The organism is Streptomyces sp. NPDC046712 (assembly GCF_040645695.1).
GTDB lineage: Bacteria > Actinomycetota > Actinomycetes > Streptomycetales > Streptomycetaceae > Streptomyces.
In genome coordinates this window covers 295,498-308,996 of the sequence record NZ_JBEYYW010000001.1, presented here as the reverse complement: position 1 = coordinate 308,996, position 13,499 = coordinate 295,498, and the positions used below count along the sequence as shown (strand labels likewise).

The following is a 13,499-nucleotide window of genomic DNA, read 5'->3' as shown; positions in this document are numbered from 1 at the left end:
GGTGCCGGCGCCGACGGTGCGCGGCAGAGACGAGGTGCCGCGTCGCCCCCGATCCTATCGGGGCGGCCCCGGAGCTGCCGTCACTCGCCGGGCCGCATGGCCCGTGGCTGGCCTCGCTCATCCGGGCCGCCCGGCCCCGCGGCGGCCGTCACTCGCCCGGGCCGCACGGTCCGGAGCTGCCGTCACTCGCCCGGGCCGCACGCCTCCTCGAAGAAGTCGAGGTTCTCGTGGAGGGACTTCATCAGCCGGTCCCGCTCCGCCTCGTCCACCTGCACCGGTACGACGCCGGTCGCGTCGGTCAGCCGCCGGAAGCCGCCCCGGCTCTCCAGCCGCCCCACCACCCGGATCGGCAGCCCCACCAGGTGGGCGTGGCCCGCCGTGCGGTACGACTCCTCGTCCAGCGTCACCCGGACGTGCGGCACCTCCGCCCCGCCCAGGACCCGCAGCCGGACGGTTCCCTCCCCGCGCGGGCCGGAGCGGCGCATCCGGACGACGGCGCCGGTGATCCGCACCGGTACGGACGGCTCGTCGGTCAGATAGCGGGCGCCGGCCTCGCGCAGGGCGGGCAGGTCCCCCGCCGAGAACTCCACCGGCTCGGGCCGCGCCGCGCATCCCGCCGGGGTCCCGGCCGCGGGCGCCCACTCCAGCGCGATCCGGGCGCCCTCCGTGCCCCGCACCAGTGCGACGAGGGCCTCGGTGAGCTCCCGGCTCACCCCGGCCTCCACGGCGGCGTCGAAAGCCTCCATGCCACCGGTCGCCCGCTGGTAGTCGGTGGCTTCCCGCGCCGCGTAGAGCGCGTGGTACAGCCGTACGGCGATCGCCCGGCCCGGGTCGACGGGGACGAACGCGGTCAGGCCCCGGCCTCCCGGCGCCGCACCCACGACCACGCTCTCCAAGGACGCCTGGGCCTGGCGGCGGTGCCGGCCGCCGTAGTACCCGGCGCGGCCGCGGACGGCGAGCGCGCCTGCGAGCAGGAGCTGGCGGGCGGCCGACCTGAGCTGTTCCTGGACGGTCCAGGGAACGGTGCCCGCGGGCCCGGGCGGCACGTCGCGCCACCAGCGGATCTCGTCGCTGGGCACGGTCAGCCCGACCAGCACCTCCCGGGCGGACGGCGCCGCGCTGTGCTGGAGGGCGGTGAGCGCCTCGCCGAGCAGGTCCTCGCAGTCGGGGAAGGCACGGCTCTCGGGCACGAGAAGGCTCGTGGCGCCGGTGGAGCCGCCCGGTCCCGGCGGGGTCCAGCGGCTGTAGCGACCCGCGGCCCCGCCGCGCCGTCGCCAGCCGTGGCGGGCGAGGAGCGCGCCGAGGACGAGCGGGTCGACCCGTCCGGGGTCCGGCGCACCCCCGGACTCGGTCCAGGGGCCGCCGGGGACGTCGCCGGGCGTGGGGTGGGGGCGGAACGGCGGCAGCGCGGGGCCGAAGCCGGACCCGCCTCCTCCTGGTTCCTCGATCGGCCGGTGCATCAAGGTCTCCCTCCCACGCCGACCCGGGTCATGATCTCGCAGAGCGCCCGGTCGTCGAAGATCCGTGCCGTCGGTATGCGCACGGTCGTCCGGCGCCGTCCCGTGACCGGGTGGCCGGCCAGGTTGATCCAGTAGCAGCAGTGCCTCAGGTCGAGCCGGTCGTGGCCGGCCCGCAGCCAATCCTCCTGGGAGCGCGGCACGATCATCACGACGAGGATCTTGTGCACCGAGACGGGGGTCCGCGCCAGCTTCACCAGATGGTCGTTGTCGAGAGTGAACGAGAACGCGGGCCCGGACGGCCGCGGCGCCAGCTGGTAGGTGCACTTGAGCTGCACCTTGATGGTCACTTCGTCGTCGACGGTGTGGCCGGGAGCACTGTGACTCACGTGCCAGTCGATGCCGTTGTCCGGAAAGGGCTGCGACAGCGAACAGCCCGCCGCCGCCGCGACCGCGTGGAGATATCCGACCTGGAGCGTCTCCATGCAGGCGGTGGTGGCGAGTGAGCCGCGCAGCGGTGCTGCCCGCTGGGGCGGCAGCCCTCCCGATTCGGGCTGGGCGAGCGCCATGTCAATTCCCTTCCCCGTCATCTGTGTTGTCACCGGCCCGCGTACGGCGCAAACAGCCCGGGTATCACCGATTCGGGCAGGGGGACAGCCATCTGCCGCAGAGGTGCGAGGAGTTCGGGGATGACGACGCACTGGTACGACGGGCCCCTGGCCGCATTCGACACGGAGACCACGGGAGTTGACGTCGAGGAGGACCGGATCGTCTCGGCCGCCCTCGTCGTCCAGGACACGGCCGGCGGGCGTCCGCGGGTGACGCGCTGGCTGGTCAATCCCGGGGTCCCGGTGCCCGCTGCGGCCACGGCGGTCCATGGTCTGACGGATGAACATCTGCAGCGGTACGGGCGTTGGCCCGCGCCCGTGATGGAGGAGTTGGGGCGGGCGCTCGCCGAGCAGTGTGCGGCGGGGCGGCCGTTGGTGGTGATGAACGCGCCGTTCGATCTGACGATCCTGGACCGCGAGCTGCGCCGCCACCGCGCCTCCTCATTGGGCCGCTATCTGGAGAACGCGTCGCTGTGCGTGCTGGATCCGCGGGTGCTCGACAAGCATCTGGACCGCTATCGCAAGGGCCGCAGGACGCTGACGGATCTGTGCGCGCAGTACGGCGTGGAGCTGGACGGCGCGCACGACGCGGCGGCGGACGCGACGGCGGCGATGGACGTCGTACGGGCGGTGGCGCGGCGTTTCACGTCCCGACTGGAGCGGCTGTCGCCGGCCGAGCTGCACACCCTGCAGGCGGTGTGGCACGCGGCACAGGCGCGCGGGCTGCAGGCGTGGTTCACGCGGAACGGGACGCCGGAGACGGTGGATCCGGCCTGGCCGCTCCGTCCGGAACTGCGGACGGCCGCGTGAGGGCGGAGGCCGGGAATGCGGAAGGCCGGTCCGTCTTTCGACGAACCGGCCTCTCCCGGTGGGCGATACTGGGATCGAACCAGTGACCCCTTCGGTGTGAACGAAGTGCTCTCCCGCTGAGCTAATCGCCCGGGAACGGGTTGAACCATACAGGTTTCCGCGGGCTTCCTTCAAACCGAATGCAGGTGGGCCGCCAAACCACGTCGTCCGGCCCGCATCATCAGGGCGTGGTTGACGCGGAACACGGGCCGGCCGGGGACCGCGAGGCGGCGCATGAGGGGGCTGGTCACCTCGACCTCCTGCTCGTAGACCGCGCGGGTCCCGGAGCCGTCGGTCCCCTTGAGGGTCCAGCGCGCCCAGCCCTCCAGATCGCCACGCAGCTCGACCTCCAGGACGCCGGCGGCCGGGTCGCGGCGCCGGGCCGCGACGGTGACGATCAGGTCGTACGGGAGGAGGGAGCGGAAGCGCGCGGTGCCGGTGTCGTCGTCGACGGGGACGACCTCGCGGACCTGGGGCCACCACCGGGGGTAGTCCTCGCCCCGTTCGAGCACGGCGAAGACCGCGTCGGGCGGGGCGGCCAACTGCCAGACGCTGCGGAAGCGGTAGCGGCACCAGTCCATGTCCCCAGTGTGTACGTACTCAGGCCGCGATCTGAGTACGCGCGCGCATTACGGCGGAGTGTGTCCGGGGCCACACTCCGGGTATGGACACTCCTCTGCCGCCCGCCGACGAGCTGGTGCTCGTCGACCGCGAGCTGGCTCAACTCGATTCCCGCCGGGCCCAGTTGCTGGCCCGCCGGGCCTGGCTGCTGCAGGTGCTGCACCCGGTGGCCGTGGCTCCTCGGCCCGTTCCGCCGCGCCCGGTCGCGGACTCCACCCCGCGCAGCGCGCAGAACGTGCTGCTCACGCTGGGCGGGGTGCTGCTGACGATCGCGGCGCTCGCCTTCACGCTGGTGAGCTGGGGCTCGATGGGGATCGGCGGCCGTGCGGCCGTGCTGGGCGTGGTGACGTCGGCGGCGCTGGCCGTGCCGGTGGTGCTGCTGCGCCGGGGCCTCGGCTCCACGGCGGAGTCGGTGGCGGCGCTCGGGCTGGTGCTGATGGTGCTCGACGCGTACGCGCTGCACCGGGTGGCGCTGCCCGGCACGGACGGTCTCGGGTATGCCGCGGTGGCCTCGGCGGTGCTCGCCGGCGCCTGGACGGCGTACGGCGCGGCGCTGGGCCGGCTGCGGATTCCGCTGCCGGTCGCGGTCGTGGCGGCGCAACTGCCGTTGCCGCTGGGCGTGCTGGCTGTGGACGGCGGCACGCTCGCGCTGGGCTGGGCCGCGCTCGCGACGGCGGTGGCGGATCTGGCCGTGGTGCTGTGGGCGAAGCCGGTGGCGGTTCGGACGACGGCGGGCGTCGGCGCCGGGGTGATGGGCGGCTGGGCCCTGGCGACGGGCGGCAGTCTGTCGCTGTCGTCGGCGATTCCGGCGGGCGCGCTGCTGCTGGCCTGCGCGGGGGTGGCGCTGTCCCTGGCGTGGCGGGTGGCCCGGGTCGCGGTGGCCGCGTCCGTGGTTGCCGGGCTGGCGGTGGTCGCGGCGGCGGGTGGTGCGCTGCGTGTCGTGCTGCCGGGTGACTGGGAGGTGCCGGGGTACGTGCTGTGCGCGGTCGCCCTGGCGGCGGTCCTGCGGTCTCCGGCGCCGCGTGCGGTGCAGCTGGGCCTGACGGGTGCGGGTGGAGGCGTGCTGGCGCTGGGCGTGGCCTGGGCGCTGCCGCCGGTGGCGGCGTCGCTGCTCACCCCCCTGGCGCGGACGGCCCCGGTCTGGTCCGGCGCCCACGCGGACCGCGTCCTCGCCTCGTACCCGTCGACGGCCCCGCTGGTCCTGCTCGTCGCGGCAACGGCTCTGGCGGCCGTGCCGCGCCTGTGGGCCCGCTGCGCCGCCCTCGTCCTCGCCTGGTCGCTCCTGACGGCCCTGCCGCTGTCCCTGGGTCTGCCGTACGCCCTGACGCTGACCGTTCAGCTGCTGACGACCGCGGTGGCCCTGTTCCTGGCGGTGCGGCCGGGGACGGTGACGCGGGGACTCCCCGTTCCCGCCGTGACCGCGACCGGCCCCGGGGAGACGAACGGCGTCGGGGCAGGCGACGAGGTCGGCACCGAGGCAGGCGTCGAGGCCGGACCGTCGCCGGATGCGGCCGGCCTCGACACCGGAGCCGATGACGCGGGTGCTCCCTCCGCCGGGGGGAGCGGCGGCGGCGCGGACGGGCCGACACCGGGCTCCGGCATCGCCGGGGAGACCGGTCCCGGGACGCGAGGCCAGTGGGCCGGGTGGGGGCCGGGGACGGCTCCAGGGACCGTCGGGGCGCCGCTGTCGCCGCGGGAGGCTCTCGGGTGGAGTGCGCTCGGCTGTGGGCTCGCGACGGCGGCGAGTGCGGTCGCGGCCGCTCTGGACACGCAAGCGGCGACGTTCACCGTGCTGGGCGTCCTGTGCGGGCTCTTCGTCGCGGTCGCGTTCCTCGCGGAGGGCGTGCGGCGGGCCGTGGCGGCCTGTGTCGCGGTCGGTACGGCGGCGGGCCTCGTGGGCGCCGGAGCGGCCGCCACGGAGCTGCAGGACCACCACACGGCGCTCGCGCTGCTCGTGGTCCCGGCGGCCACCGCCCTGGCCGGTGCGCGGCTGCGGCGCCATCCGGTCGCCCTTCCCGTGGAGATCACCGGCGCCGCCGTCGGTCTGCTCGCGATCGTCGCCGCGGTGCCCCGACCGGCCGTGCTCGCGCTCGTCCTCGCCCTGTGCGGGGTGATCGCGGCGGCGACGGCCGTCCGCCCCGAGCGGCGCTCGTTCGCCTCGTGGACGGCCGCGGCGCTGTTCCTCCTCGCGACCTGGGTACGGCTCGCGGTGTGGGACGTCGAGACCCCGGAGGCGTACACGCTGCCGGTCACCGTGCCGGCGCTGGTGGTCGGCGTGCTGCGCCGGCGCCGTGACCCGGAGGCCTCGTCCTGGGCGGCGTACGGCCCCGGTCTCGCGGCGACCCTCGTGCCGAGCCTCGCCGCCGCCTGGGCGGACCCCGACTGGGCGCGCCCGCTGCTCCTCGGCCTCGCCGCGCTCGTGGTGACGCTGCTGGGCGCCCGGTTCCGGCTGCAGGCGCTGCTCGTGCTCGGCGGCTCGGTGCTCGCCCTCGACGGGCTGCACGAGCTGGCCCCGTACGTCGTCCAGGTCGTCGGCGCCCTCCCCCGCTGGCTTCCCCCGGCGCTGGCCGGACTGCTGCTCCTCGCGGTGGGCGCGACGTACGAGCAGCGACTGCGGGACGCCCGCCGGCTCCGGGAGCGGCTCGGCCGTATGCGGTGACGTGACGCGGGAACGCCGAAGGCCCGGAGACTGGATCCAGTCTCCGGGCCTTCGGTCCGGGTGGTGGGCGATACTGGGTTCGAACCAGTGACCTCTTCGGTGTGAACGAAGCGCTCTCCCACTGAGCTAATCGCCCGGGCGCACCGCAAACATTACCCCATGTCAGAGGGTCGCCCGACCGCCTGCCGGTCAGTCGTTGATCTTCCAGGGCATCACGAAGCCGTACTTCCACAGATAGAAACCGAGCAGCACCGCGATGATCACCAGACCGATCGTGGTCAGGATGATGTTGCGGCGCCGGACCTTCGGGTCGAGCGCGCGCTGAGCCGCCTCGGTCACCTTCCGCTTCGTCCAGCGGAGGACGAGCTGCGCCCACACGAACTCGGTGGCCCAGATCGCCATACCACCGAAGATCACCAGCCAGCCGGGGCCCGGCAGCGGCAACATCACGATGCCGGCCCCCACGACCGCGAGCCCCACGATGAAGACGCCGACCTGCCAGCTCAGGTGCAGGGTCCGGCGGGCCTTGATGAACTCGGGGGCCCGGGATCCCAGCTCGGACTCCCCGCCGGCCGCGGACTCCCCGGTCCGCTCGTCACTCTCCGCATTCATGGGTCCAACTTACCGGATCTGAGGCTCTCACCTGATTGGCGGTATTACCCAAAGTTACACACGCCCGAACGAGCTACCTGAACGATCACAAAACAGACAGAGGGGTTTACAACGGCACCGTAGGTGGCATGTCGATTTCGCCGACGTGCGAATCCCCGAGCGCACACTGAGCGAAAGGCCCTGGCGCTTATGAACACCACGGTCAGCTGCGAGCTGCACCTGCGCCTCGTTGTGTCGAGCGAGTCCTCACTGCCTGTACCCGCGGGCCTGCGGTATGACACGGCCGATCCGTATGCCGTGCACGCCACCTTCCACACCGGAGCCGAGGAGACGGTCGAGTGGGTCTTCGCCCGCGACCTTCTCGCCGAGGGGCTGCACCGGCCCACCGGCACCGGCGACGTCAGAGTCTGGCCGTCCCGCAGTCACGGTCAGGGCGTCGTCTGCATCGCGTTGAGCTCCCCCGAGGGCGAAGCCCTGCTCGAGGCCCCGGCGAGGGCCCTGGAGTCGTTCCTGAAGCGGACCGACGCCGCCGTGCCACCGGGCACCGAGCACCGTCACTTCGACCTCGATACGGAGCTCTCCCACATCCTGGCCGACAGCTGAGCCAGGCCGAGAGCCGCACGGCGCCGTCCGACTCGGGGAGACGGCGCCGCGCGGACAACCCCATAACGCAGACATCGGCGTCCTCACCGCGCAGCCGGCGCGGAGGAGGGCGCCGATGCCCGTTACCGGGTCGCGGACGGCAGGTCGGGGCCTGGTTTCGGCCCCGTTCCGGCCCGCTTTCGGTCCGCTCCGGGCCCTGCGCGGGGAAGCCGCTAGAGTCAGCGCAATTCCGCGGGCACCCGCCCGCAGCCTGCCAGGGAGCGAATCGTGCTGATCCCCCACGACACCCGCATCGCCCTCGACACCGTCGTCGATCTGATGAACACCGCCCCGCAGGGCGACCGCGACGACGAGCTCGGGGACCTCCCGTCGTTGCAGACCTTCGTCCGGGCTCACGACGTCAGCGACGTCGGCGAGCTCGACGAGAACGACCTGCGGGCCGTGCGCGAGCTCCGCGCCAGGTTCGCGGCCGTCTTCGCGGCGCCGGACGCCCGGATCGCGGCGACGCTGATCAACCAGCTGGTCGCGGCCGCGGGCACCACCCCGCAGCTCACCGACCACGACGGCTACGACTGGCACGTGCACTACTTCGCGCCCGGCGCGTCGATCGCCGATCACCTCGGTGCGGACTGTGGCATGGCGCTGGCGTTCATCGTGGTGGCCGGCGAGCAGGAGCGGCTGCGGCGCTGCGAGGCCCCGGACTGCGGCCGGGCCTTCGTCGACCTGTCCCGCAACCGTTCGCGCCGCTACTGCGACAGCCGCACCTGCGGTAACCGGCTCCACGTCGCCGCGTACCGGGCGCGCCGCAAGGAAGCCGCCGGCTGATCCGGCCCACTCCGGCCCGTCACAGCACGAAGAGATCGTGCACGGCGGCCATCAGGAGCAGACAGCCGATGACCGCGAGGAAGATCATCAGCGGCGGCTGGGAGAGCGCGAACAGACAGCCGCGCGGCTCTTCGGTGGGGGCGGGGGCGTGATCCCGCGAGGTATCCAGCATCTCGGGGGCGATCATGGCGCAGCGACCGCCGGGACAGCCCGCAACACGCCCCTCGGGGACGGCAGTTCATCACATCCCGTGGATATGCGGGCTCCCGCGGAGATGCGGCACCGTCCGGTCCCGTGGGGGATCCCGGGTCAGATCCCGTGCTTCTTCAAGATCGCCTCGATGTCACTGAAGTCGTCCCCGGTCGCCGTGGCCTGCGGCTTCGGGGTCGCACCACGCTGCCCCTGCCCCAACGCGGGCGCCGAAGCGGCCGGCGCGGCGGCATCGGGCCGGGCGCCCTTGGCCGCCTCCTTGCGGGCCGGGCCCCTGCGCCGCTCCACGGCCCGTGTGGTCATGAAGAGCCCCCAGGCCACGCCGAGCACACCGAACCCGACCCAGGCGGTCGGGCTGAAGGCCGTCTCGAAGGCCCACTCCACCGCGCCGGTCATCACCAGGCCGACGGGCACCAGCGCGTACGCCGCGATGCGCGCCGCGGTGAGGAAGCGCCTGCGGTACGCCGTGATCGCGGCGATGCCAAGCCCCGCCGCAGACACCGCGGAAAAGATGGTCTCGGCGAGCATGCGATCCTCCTGGCGCGGGGCGATACGTCCCTTCCATCCTGCACCGGGGAGGCCGCTCGCGGCCATGTCCCGGGGCGGACCTCAGGGAGATCTCCGGGTCGTCCCCTGCGGATCTCCTCCCCAGGTCCCGGTTGGGCCGTGTCACCGGCGGCTGGAAGACTGCTCCCATGAGTGACTCCACCACCCCGTCCGCCTCCCCCGTCGTCGTCGAGGCCTGGTTCGACCTCGAGTGCCCCGACTGCTTCCGCGCGCTCGACGACGTGCGCGCGCTGCGCGAGAGGTACGGCGACCGGATCGACGTCCAGCTGCGGCACTTCCCGCTGGAGAAGCACAAGCACGCCTATGCCGCCGCCCAGGCCGCCGAGGAGGCGGCCGAGCAGGGCAAGGGCTGGCCGTACGTGGAGGCGCTGCTGGCCAGGACGGAGCAGCTGAGCGACCGGGGCGAGCCGCTGCTCCTGGAGGTCGCGCGCGAACTGGGTCTGGACGCGGAGGAGTTCGACACCGCTCTGATCGACGGCAGGCATCTGCTGACCGTCGACGCCGACCAGGCCGAGGGCAAGGCGATCAAGGTCACCGGCACGCCGACCTATGTCGTGGACGGCGAGCGCATGGACGGCGGCAAGAGCCAGGACGGCCTGCGCGAGCGCATCGAGGCGATCGCCGACCGCCTGCTCGCCGGCTAGCCGCGCGCGCCTACAGCAGCTGCTTGTAGCTGTTGATGTGCGTCGTCCGGTAGCCGAGCGACTCGTAGAGCCGGATCGCCGGGGTGTTGCCCGCGAAGACATGGAGTCCCAGCAGGCGCTCTCCGGCGTCGATGGCGACCCGTTCGGCTAGGAGCATGAGCGCGCGGCCGTGACCCTGGCCCCGATGCCCCTCGGCGACCTGCACGTCGTAGACGTACCGACCGCGCACGCCCGGCTCCAGCTCGCGGGGCGCGCTCCACACGTGGCCGACGACCTCCCCGTCCCGTACGGCCAGGTCGATGCTCGTACCTGGGGTGGCCAACCCCTGCGGGAGCAGCTCCCGGTGGCTGGCCTCGGCCTTGGCCCGCGCCTGGTCCTCCGGTACGCCCCGGTCCATCCAGCTCCGCGCGAAGGCTTCCCGGGCCTTCGCCTCCCAGTCCGCGTACTCCGCCTCGGTCATGGGGCGGACCTCGATGCCGGGTGGCAGCGCGGGAGGCTCCGCCGGAAGTTCCTTGACCATGTTCCGGCTGCGTTCGGTGTAGCCGAGGACGGTGGCCATCCGCAGCGCCGCCGTGGCCGCCGCCGGTACGGAGATCTGGACCTGGCCGCAGCCCCAGCCGCGCAGCACCTCCTCGGCGGCCAGCGCGGCGACCGTGCCGCGGCCGCGGCGGCGGTCCTTCTCGTCGATGCCCAGGGCTTCGATCACGCCGGACGCGGCGCCGAAGTCGGGGGCGGTGGCGAGGTGCACGGAGCCGACGCGACGGCTGTTCACGCAGACGTCGTAGGTGCGTGAACGGTCGCCGCCGTCGGTCTGCTGAAGCGGCCCGGCCGGCCGCAGGGTGGTGGTCATCACCGGTGTTGTACCCACCGGGCGGCCGTCCGTCATCCCGTTTTACAGGTGCGGGTCCCTGTCGGCGGCCGCGCGCTCGTCGAAGATCCGCATGGCCTTGGCGGTCACCGGCCCCGGTGCGGCGGTGAGGGTGCGCCCGTCGACACGGTGGACGGCCTGGACGTCGCGGAGGGTCGAGGTCAGGAAGATCTCCTCGGCGCTCTCGAGGACGTCGAGGGGAAGGTCGGTCTCCACCGCTCCGGTCCACTCCACCGCGAGGGCGCGGGTGATGCCCGCCAGGCAGCCGGAGGAGACGGGCGGGGTGTGGATCCGGCCGTCGATCACGACGAAGACGTTGGATCCGGTGCCCTCGCACAGCCGGCCGACGGTGTTGGCGAACAGCGCCTCGGAGGCACCCTGTTCACGCGCCCTGGCCAGGGCGACGACGTTCTCGGCGTACGAGGTGGTCTTCAGGCCGGTGAGCGCGCCGCGCTCGTTGCGGGTCCAGGGGACCGTGATCACGGCGGTCGAGTCGGCGCGGCGGCCGGTCTCGCCGAGCGCCACGACGAGGCCGGGTCCGTCGTCGCCGCGCTCGGAGCCGAGTGGGGAGAGTCCGCCCGTGTACGTGATGCGGAGCCGGCCCAGCTCCATCGGGTTGGCCTCCAGGACGGCGGCGCAGGCGCGGCGGACCTCGTCGAGGTCGGGGTCGGGCAGGCCGAGACCGCGCGCGGAACGGGTCAGGCGCTCCAGGTGGAGGGTGAGGGCGAAGGTCTCGCCGCGCTCGGCCTTGACCGTTTCGAAGATGCCGTCGCCGACGGTCAGACCGTGGTCCAGTACGGACACCCGGGCTTCCGCCGCGTCGTACAGCCCGCCGTTGACCCAGAGTTTCATCGAGAAATGGCCCTTCCGCTCGCCTCGTACGTGCCCGACGCTACCGCCAGCAGGCGGGACGCCTTCAATTCGGTCTCCGCCCACTCGCGCTCGGGGTCGGAACCCCAGGTGATGCCGGCGCCGGTGCCGAAGCGGAGCACGCCCTCGGCGCGGTCGATCCAGAAGGTGCGTATGCCGACGGCGAGCTCGGCCGTGCGGCGGTCCGCGTCGACCCAGCCGATGCCTCCGCAGTACGGGCCGCGGGGCGCCGTCTCCAGGGCCTTGATGATCCGCAGGGCGCTGGACTTCGGGGCGCCGGTGACGGAGCCGGGCGGGAAGGTGGCGTCGAGCAGTTCCCGCCAGCCGGCACGCTCGTCGAGTTCGCCGCGCACGGTGGAGACGAGGTGGACGAGGCCGGGGTGCGGTTCGACGGCGCACAGCTCGGGGACGGTGACCGAGCCGCTCGCGCAGACCCGGCCGAGGTCGTTCCGCACGAGGTCCACGATCATCACGTTCTCGGCGTAGTCCTTCTCCAGGAGGCCGTCGGCGGTCCGGGCGGTGCCCTTGATGGGGCCGGACTCGACGGTGCGGCCCTCGCGGCGCAGATAGAGCTCGGGGGACGCGGTGGCGATCTCCACCCCGTGAGCGGGCAGCCGAATCGTTCCCGCATACGGGGCGGGGTTGCCGCGGGCCAGGACGGCGGTGAGGGCGTCCACGTCGGCGGCCTGCGGGTCGGGCAGGGGCGCGGACATCACACGACAGAGGTTCGCCTGGTAGACCTCGCCCCTCGCGATGTGCGCGCGGATCGTACGTACGCCGGCCGTGTACGCGGCGCGGTCGAGGGAGGACGTCCAGTCACCGACCGCAGGCCCGCGCCAGGCGCCCGGGACGGGCGCGGGTACGGGATCCGGCCGTACGTCGCCGAAGCGGGCGCAGGTGAGGCGGCCCTCGAAGTCCGCGGACACGGCCCAGAAGCCGGCGGAGTCCAGGGCCTCGGGGTCACTGGTGACATCCCGCAGGTCGGTCGCGACGAGGCCGCCGAAGCGGGCCAGAGGAGCAAGGTCGTGCACGGATCGAGTCTAGGGGTGTCGGGTACGTCAGGCCGCGGGCTCGCGTCGGGGCGGCTGCGCGCCACCTCGGGAACACGAGGAGTGAACGCCGCGCGAACCCTCTCCGCCGCCCGGATCCCCGCGCAGCTCAGCACGCTGCGGAAACGCGTTTTTGTGCTGGCCCAGGAATCCGCTAGAGTTCAACACGTCGCCGGGACGCGCAAGCGGAACGGAAACGACAAGCGGACGTGGCTCAGTTGGTAGAGCATCACCTTGCCAAGGTGAGGGTCGCGAGTTCGAATCTCGTCGTCCGCTCGATGTGGGGGATCTTCCCGAACCCCCGTATTCACTCCTGGTGGAGTGGCCGAGAGGCGAGGCAACGGCCTGCAAAGCCGTCTACACGGGTTCAAATCCCGTCTCCACCTCCAAGGACGATTAGCTCAGCGGGAGAGCGCTTCCCTGACACGGAAGAGGTCACTGGTTCAATCCCAGTATCGTCCACTGATCCGTAAGGATCTGGTCCGCAAGGATCCCCGCGCGATTAGCTCAGCGGGAGAGCGCTTCCCTGACACGGAAGAGGTCACTGGTTCAATCCCAGTATCGCGCACGCAGTAACACCTGGTCCTGTAAGGTTTGGGACCGTCCCGCGCGATTAGCTCAGCGGGAGAGCGCTTCCCTGACACGGAAGAGGTCACTGGTTCAATCCCAGTATCGCGCACCACCTCGAAGCCCCCGGCCGCCTCTCGCGGCCGGGGGCTTCGTCGTACCCGCTTCCTCCGCTCAGGAGGAGAAGAGCATCCGGCCGAAACCGCGCTGGCGGTAGTGACCGCCGTGGTGGCCGCCGTGGTGCGGGGCGCCCCAGGCGGGGGCGGCGGGGGCGGGCTGCGCCGGGTACGCCGGCGGGGCGGGCGCGGGCGGGGCCTGCTGCACCCACTGGGACTCGAGGCGGGTCAGGGCCTCCAGCTCGCCGTAGTCCAGGAATATCCCGCGGCAACCGCTGCACTGCTCGATCTGGACACCGTTGCGGTTGTACGTGTGCATGGCCGCATGACACTTGGGACACTGCATGTTCGGCTCAACTCCCTGCCGTTCGGAT

General features: G+C 72.9%; 15 protein-coding genes and 7 tRNA genes. 10 read left to right on the top strand and 12 right to left on the bottom strand.

The window, feature by feature from the left end:
* Nucleotides 1-182: 182 nt before the first annotated feature.
* Together ABZ939_RS01500 and ABZ939_RS01495 are read right to left on the bottom strand one after the other, a co-directional pair.
* Nucleotides 183-1,460, bottom strand: coding sequence for a hypothetical protein (locus ABZ939_RS01500; RefSeq protein ID WP_361847493.1), 1,278 nt, complete (start codon nt 1,458-1,460; stop codon nt 183-185).
* Nucleotides 1,460-2,026: a DUF4365 domain-containing protein gene (locus ABZ939_RS01495; protein WP_361847490.1), complete on the bottom strand. Its 567-nt coding sequence runs from the start codon at nt 2,024-2,026 to the stop codon at nt 1,460-1,462. Before ABZ939_RS01495 ends, ABZ939_RS01500 begins: the two co-directional genes overlap by 1 nt.
* Before the next feature lie 120 nt (nt 2,027-2,146).
* On the opposite strand from ABZ939_RS01495, the gene ABZ939_RS01490 reads away from it, so the two are divergent.
* The gene (locus tag ABZ939_RS01490; RefSeq protein WP_361847487.1) at nt 2,147-2,875 is read left to right on the top strand and encodes a 3'-5' exonuclease; all 729 of its coding nucleotides are present in this window, start codon (nt 2,147-2,149) and stop codon (nt 2,873-2,875) included.
* A gap of 59 nt (nt 2,876-2,934) precedes the next feature.
* Here ABZ939_RS01490 and ABZ939_RS01485 read toward each other — a convergent pair.
* Nucleotides 2,935-3,006, bottom strand: a tRNA-Val gene (locus ABZ939_RS01485).
* Nucleotides 3,007-3,045: 39 nt separating this feature from the next.
* Nucleotides 3,046-3,495: an SRPBCC family protein gene (locus ABZ939_RS01480; RefSeq protein WP_361847485.1), complete on the bottom strand. Its 450-nt coding sequence runs from the start codon at nt 3,493-3,495 to the stop codon at nt 3,046-3,048.
* 83 nt (nt 3,496-3,578) lie between these two features.
* Here ABZ939_RS01480 and ABZ939_RS01475 point away from each other — a divergent pair, with 83 nt between their 5' ends.
* The gene (locus ABZ939_RS01475; RefSeq protein WP_361847482.1) at nt 3,579-6,194 is read left to right on the top strand and encodes a hypothetical protein; all 2,616 of its coding nucleotides are present in this window, start codon (nt 3,579-3,581) and stop codon (nt 6,192-6,194) included.
* A 61-nt stretch (nt 6,195-6,255) separates the two neighbouring features.
* On the opposite strand, the gene ABZ939_RS01470 is transcribed toward ABZ939_RS01475, so the two are convergent.
* Both ABZ939_RS01470 and ABZ939_RS01465 read right to left on the bottom strand, forming a co-directional pair.
* Nucleotides 6,256-6,330 (bottom strand) — tRNA-Val (locus tag ABZ939_RS01470).
* A 53-nt stretch (nt 6,331-6,383) separates the two neighbouring features.
* Nucleotides 6,384-6,806, bottom strand: a complete 423-nt coding sequence (locus ABZ939_RS01465; protein WP_361847480.1) for a TIGR02611 family protein — start codon at nt 6,804-6,806, stop codon at nt 6,384-6,386.
* 189 nt (nt 6,807-6,995) lie between these two features.
* Between ABZ939_RS01465 and ABZ939_RS01460 the strand changes: the two genes are divergently transcribed.
* The gene (locus ABZ939_RS01460; RefSeq protein WP_015032345.1) at nt 6,996-7,409 is read left to right on the top strand and encodes an SsgA family sporulation/cell division regulator; all 414 of its coding nucleotides are present in this window, start codon (nt 6,996-6,998) and stop codon (nt 7,407-7,409) included.
* A gap of 267 nt (nt 7,410-7,676) precedes the next feature.
* Entirely contained in the window at nt 7,677-8,234 is a 558-nt protein-coding gene (locus ABZ939_RS01455; RefSeq protein ID WP_361847477.1) for a CGNR zinc finger domain-containing protein, read from the top strand.
* Nucleotides 8,235-8,253: 19 nt separating this feature from the next.
* On the opposite strand, the gene ABZ939_RS01450 is transcribed toward ABZ939_RS01455, so the two are convergent.
* Both ABZ939_RS01450 and ABZ939_RS01445 read right to left on the bottom strand, forming a co-directional pair.
* Entirely contained in the window at nt 8,254-8,406 is a 153-nt protein-coding gene (locus tag ABZ939_RS01450; protein ID WP_361847474.1) for a hypothetical protein, read from the bottom strand.
* Nucleotides 8,407-8,543: 137 nt separating this feature from the next.
* On the bottom strand, nt 8,544-8,972 hold the full coding sequence (locus ABZ939_RS01445) for a hypothetical protein (protein ID WP_361847471.1): 429 nt from the start codon (nt 8,970-8,972) through the stop codon (nt 8,544-8,546).
* A gap of 167 nt (nt 8,973-9,139) precedes the next feature.
* On the opposite strand from ABZ939_RS01445, the gene ABZ939_RS01440 reads away from it, so the two are divergent.
* The gene (locus tag ABZ939_RS01440) at nt 9,140-9,655 is read left to right on the top strand and encodes a DsbA family protein (protein ID WP_361847468.1); all 516 of its coding nucleotides are present in this window, start codon (nt 9,140-9,142) and stop codon (nt 9,653-9,655) included.
* Nucleotides 9,656-9,665: 10 nt separating this feature from the next.
* Here ABZ939_RS01440 and ABZ939_RS01435 read toward each other — a convergent pair whose 3' ends face one another.
* The 3 genes from ABZ939_RS01435 to ABZ939_RS01425 are packed head-to-tail and all read right to left on the bottom strand — an operon-like array spanning nt 9,666 to nt 12,424.
* The gene (locus tag ABZ939_RS01435; protein ID WP_361847465.1) at nt 9,666-10,505 is read right to left on the bottom strand and encodes a GNAT family N-acetyltransferase; all 840 of its coding nucleotides are present in this window, start codon (nt 10,503-10,505) and stop codon (nt 9,666-9,668) included.
* Between the two features lie 42 nt (nt 10,506-10,547).
* Nucleotides 10,548-11,375 (bottom strand): aminodeoxychorismate lyase, encoded by an 828-nt coding sequence (locus ABZ939_RS01430; protein ID WP_361847463.1) that lies wholly within the window; start codon nt 11,373-11,375, stop codon nt 10,548-10,550.
* On the bottom strand, nt 11,372-12,424 hold the full coding sequence (locus ABZ939_RS01425) for a chorismate-binding protein (RefSeq protein ID WP_361847460.1): 1,053 nt from the start codon (nt 12,422-12,424) through the stop codon (nt 11,372-11,374). Before ABZ939_RS01425 ends, ABZ939_RS01430 begins: the two co-directional genes overlap by 4 nt.
* A gap of 221 nt (nt 12,425-12,645) precedes the next feature.
* Between ABZ939_RS01425 and ABZ939_RS01420 the strand changes: the two genes are divergently transcribed.
* From ABZ939_RS01420 to ABZ939_RS01400, 5 genes are all read left to right on the top strand, one after another.
* Nucleotides 12,646-12,718: transfer RNA gene (locus tag ABZ939_RS01420), tRNA-Gly, on the top strand.
* 39 nt (nt 12,719-12,757) lie between these two features.
* Nucleotides 12,758-12,831: transfer RNA gene (locus tag ABZ939_RS01415), tRNA-Cys, on the top strand.
* Nucleotide 12,832: 1 nt separating this feature from the next.
* Nucleotides 12,833-12,904, top strand: a tRNA-Val gene (locus ABZ939_RS01410).
* Between the two features lie 34 nt (nt 12,905-12,938).
* A tRNA-Val gene (locus tag ABZ939_RS01405) sits at nt 12,939-13,010 on the top strand.
* Nucleotides 13,011-13,049: 39 nt separating this feature from the next.
* A tRNA-Val gene (locus tag ABZ939_RS01400) sits at nt 13,050-13,124 on the top strand.
* Nucleotides 13,125-13,183: 59 nt separating this feature from the next.
* On the opposite strand, the gene ABZ939_RS01395 is transcribed toward ABZ939_RS01400, so the two are convergent.
* Nucleotides 13,184-13,471, bottom strand: a complete 288-nt coding sequence (locus tag ABZ939_RS01395; RefSeq protein WP_361847457.1) for a zf-TFIIB domain-containing protein — start codon at nt 13,469-13,471, stop codon at nt 13,184-13,186.
* Nucleotides 13,472-13,499: the final 28 nt, after the last annotated feature.

Coding starts and splice junctions, on each gene's coding strand:
- ABZ939_RS01500 (WP_361847493.1), bottom strand. CDS start 1,460: ATGCACCGGCCGATCGAGGAACCAGGAGGAGGCGGGTCCGGCTTCGGC.
- ABZ939_RS01495 (WP_361847490.1), bottom strand. CDS start 2,026: ATGGCGCTCGCCCAGCCCGAATCGGGAGGGCTGCCGCCCCAGCGGGCA.
- ABZ939_RS01490 (WP_361847487.1), top strand. CDS start 2,147: ATGACGACGCACTGGTACGACGGGCCCCTGGCCGCATTCGACACGGAG.
- ABZ939_RS01480 (WP_361847485.1), bottom strand. CDS start 3,495: ATGGACTGGTGCCGCTACCGCTTCCGCAGCGTCTGGCAGTTGGCCGCC.
- ABZ939_RS01475 (WP_361847482.1), top strand. CDS start 3,579: ATGGACACTCCTCTGCCGCCCGCCGACGAGCTGGTGCTCGTCGACCGC.
- ABZ939_RS01465 (WP_361847480.1), bottom strand. CDS start 6,806: ATGAATGCGGAGAGTGACGAGCGGACCGGGGAGTCCGCGGCCGGCGGG.
- ABZ939_RS01460 (WP_015032345.1), top strand. CDS start 6,996: ATGAACACCACGGTCAGCTGCGAGCTGCACCTGCGCCTCGTTGTGTCG.
- ABZ939_RS01450 (WP_361847474.1), bottom strand. CDS start 8,406: ATGCTGGATACCTCGCGGGATCACGCCCCCGCCCCCACCGAAGAGCCG.
- ABZ939_RS01445 (WP_361847471.1), bottom strand. CDS start 8,972: ATGCTCGCCGAGACCATCTTTTCCGCGGTGTCTGCGGCGGGGCTTGGC.
- ABZ939_RS01440 (WP_361847468.1), top strand. CDS start 9,140: ATGAGTGACTCCACCACCCCGTCCGCCTCCCCCGTCGTCGTCGAGGCC.
- ABZ939_RS01435 (WP_361847465.1), bottom strand. CDS start 10,505: ATGACCACCACCCTGCGGCCGGCCGGGCCGCTTCAGCAGACCGACGGC.
- ABZ939_RS01430 (WP_361847463.1), bottom strand. CDS start 11,375: ATGAAACTCTGGGTCAACGGCGGGCTGTACGACGCGGCGGAAGCCCGG.
- ABZ939_RS01395 (WP_361847457.1), bottom strand. CDS start 13,471: ATGCAGTGTCCCAAGTGTCATGCGGCCATGCACACGTACAACCGCAAC.